The organism is Alcanivorax sp. HI0083 (genome assembly GCF_001635175.1).
Genome location: NZ_LWFX01001353.1, coordinates 17993 through 29024 on the forward strand (window position 1 = coordinate 17993; position 11032 = coordinate 29024).

At 52.4% G+C, this 11032-nt stretch carries 6 protein-coding genes; all 6 read left to right on the forward strand.

Going from position 1 to position 11032, the window contains the following annotated elements:
- Nucleotides 1-108: 108 nt before the first annotated feature.
- Nucleotides 109-921 (forward strand): DUF6694 family lipoprotein, encoded by an 813-nt coding sequence (locus tag A3754_RS20355; protein ID WP_063521153.1) that lies wholly within the window; start codon nt 109-111, stop codon nt 919-921.
- A gap of 264 nt (nt 922-1185) precedes the next feature.
- Nucleotides 1186-4557 (forward strand): DEAD/DEAH box helicase family protein, encoded by a 3372-nt coding sequence (locus tag A3754_RS20360; protein ID WP_063521154.1) that lies wholly within the window; start codon nt 1186-1188, stop codon nt 4555-4557.
- A 23-nt stretch (nt 4558-4580) separates the two neighbouring features.
- Complete coding sequence (gene rmuC / locus A3754_RS20365) at nt 4581-6359, forward strand: DNA recombination protein RmuC (protein WP_063521155.1); 1779 nt, start codon at nt 4581-4583, stop codon at nt 6357-6359.
- Nucleotides 6360-7961 (forward strand): class I SAM-dependent DNA methyltransferase, encoded by a 1602-nt coding sequence (locus A3754_RS20370; RefSeq protein ID WP_063521156.1) that lies wholly within the window; start codon nt 6360-6362, stop codon nt 7959-7961.
- An 8-nt stretch (nt 7962-7969) separates the two neighbouring features.
- Nucleotides 7970-9115, forward strand: coding sequence for a restriction endonuclease subunit S (locus A3754_RS20375; protein WP_082872239.1), 1146 nt, complete (start codon nt 7970-7972; stop codon nt 9113-9115).
- 68 nt (nt 9116-9183) lie between these two features.
- A partial coding sequence (locus A3754_RS20380; RefSeq protein ID WP_063521158.1) for a hypothetical protein occupies nt 9184-11032 on the forward strand: 1849 nt, incomplete at its 3' end.

The window sequence follows — 11032 nt, forward strand, 5'->3', positions numbered from 1 at the left end:
TATTGTCATGTAGATAATAAGTAAATAGCCTTTGGGTGTCATCATGGACGAGACAAAAGCGGCAGGATGCCGCATCTGACTTAGGGAAAAGTGGCAAAGGAGAAAACAATGAAAGTCTATGCACTACTGATGCTGGTCCTGGCGGTCATGGCCATTACAGGCTGTTCAGACCCCACCATTGACGCCTCCAGTGAGGCCAACATGAAAGAGTCAGTAGCCAAGGTGCGGGAGTCATTACCTGAGGCGAAGCGGACAGATTTCGATCAGGCGGTTCAGTTGATCGCCTTTGGTCAGATCGATATGAAGAGCCTGTTTGCCAATGGCGGTGCCGATGCGGGTGATGTGGAGGGCAAAATGCGCGACGCCTTGAACGGCAAGACGGCGGAGCAGGTGCTTGCCCAAGCAGAGCAAATTCAGGCCGAGCGCAAAGCCCGCGAGAAAGAGCAGGCACTGGCCGAGATCCGCGAACTTGTTGCCAAGCGGGACAAGGCTGAGCAGGCCAAACAACAGCTGGATAAGTTCCAGGTGGTACGTTCCCGCTTCACTATGCGAGAAAGGCAATACCTTGGCAAACAGCCGATCATTGAGCTAACGGTCAAGAACGGCACGGATCAGGCCATCTCCCGTGCCTACTTCTCCGGCACCATCGCCAGCCCTGATCGGAGCGTGCCTTGGCATGAAGATCAGTTCAATTACAGCATCTCAGGTGGTCTGGAGCCCGGCGAAGAAGCTACCTGGACGCTGGCACCGAACAGTTATTCTGACTGGGGCAAGGTGAATGCCCCTGCAGATGCCGTCTTTACCGTGATGGTGGAAAAGCTGGATGGGCCGGATGGGGAAGCCCTGTATTCCACAAGAGACTTCAGCGAGAGGGACCAAGAGCGTCTGGCTGAGCTGAAACAGCAATATGATGTTGATTAAACAGAGCATTATGCAGATTGCAGAGAAATAGGGATGGGTAAAATGTAGAGGGGGAGGCAGTCATAGCTCTTTGTGATAGCCTTCTCAAAAAAGTGAATATACTTCACGCGTCTTGAGAAGCTGCTTTGCCATCAAGGTGGCATCAGGGCTGAGAGCGAAGAGCATTGGGATTCTGACAATGAGCAAGAATCGCCAAGCATTATGGAGCCTCGCCTCCCGGTGTATAGGGGTGTCGTGCCGGGGCAGGCAGGGGAAAAGGGATTTATGAAGTCTGTCAATTTCGAGTTTCTACGCCCGGCCAATGAGTCGTTGGCCGAAGTGGCCGGTTTGGCCGAGGCGGTCCTGCATATTGATCCCGGCAGCGCCCTGACCCGGCTCAGGGGCTTTGCAGAAGAGGTCACCAAGGCCATCTACAAAGAAGAGCTCCTTCCGCGCCTGCCTCAGGCGAGCTTCTACGAGTTGCTCAAAGACCCGGTGTTCACAGCCTGTACCAGCAAGCCGCTGATCTACCAGATCAATGCTCTGCGCATTCAGGGCAATGAGACCGCTCATGGTGCCAAGGGCTCGGTGCGGGATGCCAAACTGGCATTGGGTATAGCGCACCAGCTCGCCATGTACATGGCAATCAAGTATTACGGGAAGAAGAAGGCAGATATTCCTGACTTCCAGGAAATCCCGGATCAATCCGCTGCGCTTGGCGAGCTAAAGCAATCGGTCAGTGCTTACAAGGAAAAGCTGGAAGCCCGGCAGGAGGAGGTAAAGGCTCTCCTGGATGAGTTGGATAGAGAGCGGACGAAAAATGTTCAGCATATCGATCCGCCCCAGCCTATAGAGCAGCAAGAGAAGCACCAGAAAAGCCAGGCGGTTACCGATAGCCTGCAGTGGAACGAGGCCAAAACCCGCAAGCAGCTCATTGATGTCATGCTCACCAAGGCAGGCTGGGATGTGGATGACCCGGAGCAGGTTGGCCAGGAAGTCGAAGTGGACTTCCCCAATAACCCATCAGGCAAGGGATATGCCGACTACGTGCTGTGGGGCGATAACGGCCAGCCCCTGGCTGTCGTGGAAGCCAAGAAATCTGGAAACACCAGCCTGCAGGCGGGCCGCGAGCAGGCCCGTTTGTATGCCGATGCCTTTGAGCGCATGGGCTACCAGCGCCCGGTCATCTTCTACAGCAATGGCTACGAAACCTTCATCTGGGATGATCACCAGTACAACGCGTACCGTCAGGTCTACGGTTTCTATAGTAAAGACAGCCTAAATTACCTGATTTACCAGCGCCACTACCGCGCCGCCGAGCTGGAGAAGTTCAACCCGGAGCTGCGCATTGCGGATCGCCCTTACCAGATAGAAGCCATCAAAACGGTTGCCGCTCACTTTCAAGGCCAGCGCCGCAAGGCCTTGATCATTCAGGCCACGGGCACGGGGAAAACCCGAGTGGCCATTGCCCTGGGCGAGCTATTGTTGCGCACCGGCTGGGCCAAGCGGGTATTGTTCCTTTGCGATCGCAAGGAACTGCGCATTCAGGCGGATGATGCCTTCAAGCAGAACCTGCCCAGCGAACCGCGCTGTGTCATCGGCGAAACCAACCAGATCGACCAGAATGCGCGCATCTACATCGCCACCTATCCCGGCATGATGAACCGCTTCGCGCAGCTGGACGTGGGCTTTTTCGACCTGATCATCGCCGATGAATCCCACCGCAGTATCTACAACAAATACCGGGATCTGTTTGACTACTTCGATGCGCTCGAAGTGGGGCTCACCGCCACCCCGGTGAAATTCATCAGCCGCAACACCTTCGACATGTTCGGTTGTGAAACCACTGACCCCACCTTCGAATTTGGTCTGGATGCGGCCATCAACAACGAACCGCCGTACCTGGTGCCGTTCCGGGTCAAGGATCTCACCACCGACTTCCTGCGTGATGGCATTCACTACAACGACCTGGATGATGAGCAAAAGCAGCGGCTGGAAGAGGATCTGGGAGAGGAAGAAGCCCGCAACACCACCATCGCCGGCAAGGACATTGGCCGTAAGATCTTCAGCGAAGATACCGACCGCATCATCCTGGAAAACCTGATCAATAACGGCATCAAGGATGAAACCGGTTCCCTGGTGGGCAAGACCATCATTTTTGCCCAGCGCCAGGACCACGCGGAGCACCTGGAAGCGCTGTTCTGCAAGCTCTATCCGCAATATGGCACGAAGGTATGCAAGGTCATCCACAACAAGGTTCCTCATGTGGATAGCCTGATCAAGGAATTCAAGAAAGCCGACAATGACTTCCGCATCGCCATTTCCGTCGACATGCTCGACACCGGCATTGATGTCCCCGAAGTGGTCAACCTGGTCTTTGCCAAGCCAGTCAAATCCTGGGTCAAGTTCTGGCAGATGATAGGTCGCGGTACCCGTCTATGCTCGAACCTGTTTGGCCCCGGCAAGGATAAAACCGAATTCCTGATCTTCGATCATTACAGCAACTTCGATTTCTTCGAGCAGGAATATAAAGAGCCGGAAGACACCGGCGGAAAATCCTTGTTGCAGACCACCTTCGAGGCCCGTCTGGAGCTGGCCGAAAGCGCACTCAAGAACAGTAATGCTCCAGCATTCGATGCTGCCATCGCACTGCTTCAGGCAGACATCAACGACCTGCCGGAAACCAGCGTTGCCGTAAAACGTGAGCTGCGCCTGGTACACCAGCTTCAGCAAACCGATGCCCTGAAGAAATTCGAGGCCTCAACCCGGCATAAGCTTGCCGAAACGCTATCGCCCCTTATGTCAGCCAGAGTGCTGCGAGACAAGCACGCCACCGCGCTGGATAAGCTGATCGCCAGCATCCAGCGCTGCCTGGTGGAGCAGGCCAGTTGTTTTGAAGATGGTCGGGATGAATTCCTGGCCGAACTGGACAAGCTGGCGGTGAATATCCAGGCCGTCCGGCAGAAAGATGCCCTGATCGCCGACGTACGCAGTGCAGACTTCTGGCAGCAGCCCAGCATCGAGAAACTGGAAAATGCCCGCAGCGGGTTGCGCGGCATCATGAAATACAAGCAATCCGGCGGAACAGGCGGCTACACCACGCCTTCTACCGGTACGTCTGATGGTGGAGTAGCGGAAGGGGAGCGGCAAGTCACCATCGCCGGTGCCAACGAAGCCATGATCTACCGTCGCCGCCTGAAAGGCATACTCGATGACATGCTGGCCGCCAACCCGGTCTTGCAGAAAATCCGCCAGGGCGAGCCCATTGCCGTGACGGAGCTGGAAACGCTCACCTCCACCATCCTCACCAGCCACCCCGGCGTCAGCCTCGAAGTCCTTAACGACTTCTATGGCCGTACCGCCGACCAACTGGCTGTCACCGTCCGGGAAATCATCGGGTTGGACCCGCAGGCAGTGGAAAACCATTTTAAACAGTTTCTTCACCAGCACCCCAACCTCACTGCCCAGCAGGTGCGTTTCATGAACCTGCTCAAGAACCACATTGCCCAGCATGGTTCCATCGTCGTGGACAAGCTCTACGAGGCACCGTTCGACAGCATCTCCCACGAGGGCATCGACGGCGTCTTCAGCCCTGAAGATGTGGATGACCTCATTGCTGTGCTGAAACCCTTTCTGCGCCAGGATGATGCGCATTGATTGACAAGGAATAAGGACGAAGGATGCTCTGGAACACCGAACATAGCGTGGTAATGGCGGTTGCAGCCGTGGTCTTTATCGGCGTGGGCTATTTGCTGGCCGCGCTGAAAGCAGCAAAACGGGTTGCCGGTCTGGAAGGCCAGCTCGATCAGGGCAAGGCGGACCTGCAAGAAACCCGGGAACAGCTGGCACAGGCCCAACAAGAAGTCTCGACGCTAAAAGTAACCACTCACCAGCAAGAACTGGAAATGAGCAAGCTGACTTCCGAGCTTGCCACAGAGCAGAGCCGTGTTCAGGAACGCCAAACACGCCTTCAAGAACTCCAGACCCAGTCAACATCAGAGCTGCAGCAGGCGCGGGACGAATTGCGAACCATCCGTGATGAAAAACACCATGCAGAGAAAAGCCTGGAAGCGGCCCAGTCCGATATCCGTGCCAGCGAGAAACGCCTGGAGGACGCCAATGCCCGCATTCAGGAGCTGAAAGACCAGGCCGCTGAAAATGCACAAGCCCATAAGACCTTGAATGAACGCTACCTTAGCCTGAATACCGAACACACCGAACTGAAGACCAACCTGGAACGCAAGGAAGAGCACTACAAGGAGCAGTTAGAACAACTGGGCGAGGCCCGGCAGTCCCTCACCAAGGAATTCGAGAACCTGGCCCACAAGATCTTCGAGGAAAAGGGCAAGACCTTCACCGATACCAGCAAGGCCAGCATCGACGTGATGCTCAAGCCTTTCCGTGAGCAGATTGAAGGCTTCCAGAAGCGCGTCAACGAAGTGCATGAATCCTCCGTGCGTGGCCAGACCGAGATGAACGGCAAAATCCGTGAAGTGCTGGAAATCGGCATGAAGATGAGCGCCGAAGCCAACAACCTCACCTCGGCCCTGAAGGGCGACTCCCAGCAGCGCGGTGCCTGGGGCGAAGTGCAGCTCCGCCGCACCCTGGAAATGAGCGGCCTGATCGAAGGTGACCATTACGACGCCCAGAGCGAGTTCAAGGATGCCGAAGGCAAGAGAAAGCGCCCGGATTACCTGATCAAGCTGCCGGATGGAAAGCACATCATCATCGACAGCAAGGTATCCCTGGTGGCCTATGACAAGGCCGTCAGCGCGGAAACCCCGGAAGAGCACCGTCTGGCCATGGATGAACACGTCAAGGCCATCAAACGCCATATCGATGACCTGGAAGGCAAGGATTACACCAACCTTATCGGCATGCGCAGCCCCAGCTTTACCCTCATGTTCATGCCCATCGAGCCCGCCTATATCGAGGCCCTCAAATACGACAAGGGGCTGTTCGAATACGGTTACAAGAAGAACATCGTGCTGGTCTCCCACACCACGCTCATTCCTATCCTGCGTACCGTTTCCAACCTGTGGATGATCGAGCGTAGCAATGCGGAAGCCCGCGAGATCTCCGAAAAGGCGGGTGAAATCTTTAATCAGGTTTGCACCGTGGCAGAACGGCTCAACAAGCTGGGCGGCACCCTGAAAACCGTCAGCAGCCACTACAACAACACCATAACGGCGCTGGCGGGGCAGCAGGGCCTGTATGGGAAAGTGGAGCGCTTCGGCCAGCTTTCCACCAAAGTTAGCAAGTCACTGCCGAGCTTGGAGCCTGTGCATACCGATATTGAATCCGAGCGCCTTGCCTTGATCGTAGAGCCGCTGGAAGAACCAGAAGAGCAAGATGAGGAAACAACCGCTCAGGGCGAATCGATAGACCAGATCAGCGACCAATCACATACAGATGCTGACGAATCAGCAGATGAAACACCGAATCAAGAGATCAACTAAATGCTCACAGGCCAGCTAAAAAACGACATCGACAAACTCTGGGAAAAATTCTGGACCGGGGGCATCACCAACCCCCTCACGGTTATCGAGCAGATCAGCTACCTCATGTTCGCCCGCATGCTCGACATGCAGGAAGAAGTGGCAGAGCGTAAAGCCGCCCGCAGCAAGAAGGAGTTCGACCGCCTGTTCCCGAACACCCCCGAAGGTCAGCTACTGCGCTGGAAGAACTTCAAGAACCTCAGCGGTAAAGAGCTGCATAAACACCTCAAAAATGAGGTCTACCCCTATTTTGCCAGCCTGGGGCAACATGCAGAAGAGGAGGGCCTGGGCAGCGAAGGCAGTGCCACCCAGGCCCTGGGTCACATCGGCGAATACATGAAAGACGCCGATCTGGAGATCAAGAACGAATCCGTACTGGTCTCCGCCGTGGAAATGGTCGATAACCTGCCGCTCACCCAGAGCGACGTGAAAGGTGACATCTACGAATACCTGCTCAGCAAACTCACCACCGCCGGCATCAACGGTCAGTTCCGTACCCCGCGCCACATCATCGATGCCATGGTGGAGCTGATCGACCCGCAACCCACCGATATCATCTGCGACCCGGCCTGCGGTACCGCCGGTTTCCTGGCCCGCACCATGGAATACCTCAACCGGGTGCATTCCAGCGATGCCGGTACCTTCGAAGACGAGGAGGGCAACAAGCACTACACCGGCGACCTGTTGGACCCCTACCGGGAACACATCAATAAACAGATGTTCTGGGGCTTCGACTTCGACACCACCATGCTGCGCGTCTCCAGCATGAACATGATGCTTCACGGCGTAAACGGCGCCAATATTCTGTATCAGGACAGCCTCAACAAGTCCGTAAAGGAAAACTACCCGGAACAGGAAGAAGACTTCTTCGACATCATCCTCGCCAACCCGCCGTTCAAGGGCAGTCTGGATGAAACCAACACCAACCCGGATGTGCTCGGCCTGGTCAAAACCAAAAAGACCGAGCTGTTGTTCGTCGCCCACATCCTTCGCGCCCTAAAACTCGGTGGCCGCGCCGCCGTCATCGTCCCCGATGGCGTGCTGTTCGGCTCCTCCAAGGCCCACCAGCAACTGCGCAAGGAGCTCATCGAAAACAACCAGCTCGAAGGCATCGTCAGCCTCCCCAGTGGTGTGTTCAAACCCTACGCCGGTGTCAGCACCGCCATCCTGCTCTTCACCAAAGGCGGCACCACCGAGCGGGTCTGGTTCTACGATCTACAAGCCGACGGCTACAGCCTGGACGACAAGCGCACCCCGCTGAAAGGCGAAGGCGGCGATGACTTGCCAGATGCCATTGCCAAATGGAAGCAGTACAGGGAACTGGTGGAAGCCAACGCCAGCGACAAGAAAATAGAAAAAGCCTTTGGCGACAAGACCCGGAAAGCCTTCGTCGTCAACGCCGCCGACATCGCCAGCAACAAGTATGACCTCTCCATCAATCGCTACAAGGAAGTGGTGTACGAAGAGGAAGAGTACGAAGACCCGAAAGTGATCCTCAAACGGCTAATGGCGCTGGAAGAAGAAATTATGGGCGATTTGAAGGATTTGGAGGGGATGCTGTGAGTTGGCCGATGAGACAGATTGTCGATGTGGCAGATATTTTGTCAGGAAATGCATGGAAGTCGGCTAACTTTTCTTCAGATCCCAGCGTTGGTTTACCAGTTATCAGGATTCAAAATGTCTCAGATACAAAAACTGACTTTGTGTATTGGGATGGTGAACCTCTTGATAAGTATATAATAAAGAATGGAGACCTCTTACTGAGCCTTTCAGGAAATGTAAAACTTTGTCAGTGGCAATATGGAGAAGCATTATTAAACCAACGTGTTGTTAGGCTTTCTCCAAGAGCAGGGGTAGATACACGTTATTTTTATTGGTCCTTAAGAAGAGTTGTACAAAAAATTGAGGCTTTGGCAAAGCATGCAGTAATTGCAAATGTTTCTGTGTCAGATTTAAAGTCATTTGAAATTCCCCTCCCACCCCTAACTGAACAAAAACGCATCGCCAACATCCTCGACAAAGCCGACGCCATCCGCCACAAACGCCAGCAAGCCATCCAACTCGCCGACGAATTCCTCCGCGCCGTGTTTCTGGATATGTTCGGTGATCCAGTGACTAACCCGAAGGGGTGGGAAGTGGAGACTCTTTCTTCTCTTGTGGTTGGGAAGCTTCAGAACGGCGCTTACTTCCCAAAAGAAAAATATTCTTCAAAAGGTGTTGAAATGGTTCATATGGCGGACGCATTTTACGATGTGGTTCCTCGAGGGCAGCTCAAGAGAGTGAATGCTTCGGCTAAAGAAATCGAAAAGTATGGGTTGGGAGTGGAGGATATAATGATATCGCGCCGCTCGTTGAATTATGAAGGGGCCGCTAAGCCAACCTTGATTCCAGAGTCGAGCGAACCTTTGATATTTGAGTCGTCAATGATTCGGTTAACGCCGAACCCTGAGTTGATAAATAAGAGGTATCTATTTCAGTATTTGTCCGATCCTTCAGTGAAGGATCACCATGTCAGGAAATACGTTACCGGTGCAACCATTAAGGGAATTAGCCAGAAAAATCTTGAGAAAGTAGAGGTTCTTGTTCCTCCGTTAGACATGCAGAGAAAATTTGAGGAGTCGGCCACTTCGATCGAAAGATTCGTCGCCAAACACTCATTCAATAAATCAATGGGCGAAGATTTATTTTTATCTATTAGCCAGAATTTTCTATGTTGAAAAATGCTTTTTACAGAGGCCAGTTTTGAAAATAGGTTGAGCCATAAGATAGAAAGGATGAAGCTGGCATGAGTGATGTGAACAAGGAAATAATGGATTGGGTTAATTCTCAGCCTCATTGGGTTCAGTTGGCGGCGACAAAGATGTATTCCCAGCAGGAGATCAATGAAAAGCTCATCAATGAGCTGTTGGTGCTATTAAAAGAACCAAAAAAGAAAGCAGAGAAAGGGGTGGTCGATTTGAGTGGAATGCTCAAGGGTTCGTCTGCTTTGGCTGGTGATCTTAGAATCGTGTCAATTGGTGAGATAGAAGGGATCGATGCCCTTGCGCCGAGAACACCGCTTCCTTTTTCTCCTGACCTTTCTGTGGTGTATGGAAGCAATGGAACTGGGAAGTCTGGTTATGCCCGCATCATTAAGAAGATGTGTGGGAAACCTAATGCGACGGAACTTCTTCCCAATGTGTTTACGAGTGCGCCTCAAAATCGGCAATGTACAGTTTTTGCCAGGGTGGATGGGGTGGATAAAAAAATTGTCTGGGAGGCAAATGGACACCCTGTGGATGAATTGACTCCTGTGGATGTTTTTGATAGCCAAACAGGTGTTTTTTATATCGATAAGGAGCAAGAGGTTAGTTATGTTCCGAATGAGGTCGCATTATTTGAAAAGCTGGTTATTATTTTTAAAGAGCTGCAGAGAAAATTAAAATCAGAGCAGAATGAAATTACAACCAAGCTCCCTGCTAGGCCGCTTGAATTCGGCAATAGTAAATATATTGCTGCGATGTATGATCGTCTCAAACATGACTCGGATGTATCGACGGTTGAGGCGTTTTTTGAATTTACGGAAGAGGATGCACGGTCGCTTTCTGGTCTTGAAGAGCGGCTTAGGACTTCTCCTTTAGAATTAGCGGGGAAAAAGCAAAAGCGAATTGCTCAGATGCAGCTTATCATCAATCAGCTAGTTGAGGCTGCGGAGCTGGTTTCTAGTAAGTCGCTGAAAGTGCTGGAGAAGCTTGAAGAGGATTCTGAGCTGAAACGAAAGGTAGCCAGGCAGGCAGCAGACGCTATAGTCAATGAAACCAGCTTCGATGGATTTGGAAATGAAACATGGAAAGCCATGTGGCAGGCTGCCCGAAAATACTCAGAGGATAAGGCGTACCCTGGCAGTGAGTACCCTGTTGTAGTTCAAGGGGCCAAGTGTGTTCTGTGTGAGCAAGAGCTAGATGAGGCCGCCAAGCAGCGCTTAGTCAAATTCGAGAACTACGTCGCAGGTGAGCTTGAGTCGTCAGCTACGGCAGCTGAGTTGGCTCTTCAGAATGCAATTAATAGCTTGCCCATGAAGCCACAAGAGAGTGCGCTGGTAACTGCTATTCAGGCTGCACAGCTTGATGAAGAAAAATGGCTTCCTGCTTTGACCGAGGCCTGGAATGAGATTGAAAAGGTCACAATCAATGAGAGAGATAAAAATCGGTCTTCGCGTATACACTACGATCTTCCTAAGGATTTTTTCGGTGAAATAGTAGCTTTAATAGGGGCTCTGGGGCTGGAGGTTCAGCAGCATAATAAAGATGCAGAAAGTTTCGATAAAAAGAGTCTCCAAGAGGCGCTTGCTGATCTTAAGGCAAAAAAGTGGGCTAGTGGATATATTCAGGCAATTAAAGACGAAGTATTACAGCTTAAGGAAAGACAGAAAATCGATGAGTGGTTGAAGTCGGTTAATACGACGGCTGTTTCAAAAGAGGCTGGTCGAGTATCAGAGATCCTTGTGACCGATGCTTTTGTTGGAAGGTTTAATAATGAATTGAAATATTTAGGAGCGTCAAAGGTTAGCGTTGAGCTTATAAAGACTAAAACAAAGCTTGGCCGAGTGCAGCATAAGATTCAGCTAAATGGGCTGAATCCTAAATATAGTAAAA

Bases quoted from the DNA above. Each gene is read 5' to 3' on its own strand.
- A3754_RS20355 (WP_063521153.1), top strand. From the start codon at position 109: ATGAAAGTCTATGCACTACTGATGCTGGTCCTGGCGGTCATGGCCATT.
- A3754_RS20360 (WP_063521154.1), top strand. From the start codon at position 1,186: ATGAAGTCTGTCAATTTCGAGTTTCTACGCCCGGCCAATGAGTCGTTG.
- rmuC (WP_063521155.1), top strand. From the start codon at position 4,581: ATGCTCTGGAACACCGAACATAGCGTGGTAATGGCGGTTGCAGCCGTG.
- A3754_RS20370 (WP_063521156.1), top strand. From the start codon at position 6,360: ATGCTCACAGGCCAGCTAAAAAACGACATCGACAAACTCTGGGAAAAA.
- A3754_RS20375 (WP_082872239.1), top strand. From the start codon at position 7,970: ATGAGACAGATTGTCGATGTGGCAGATATTTTGTCAGGAAATGCATGG.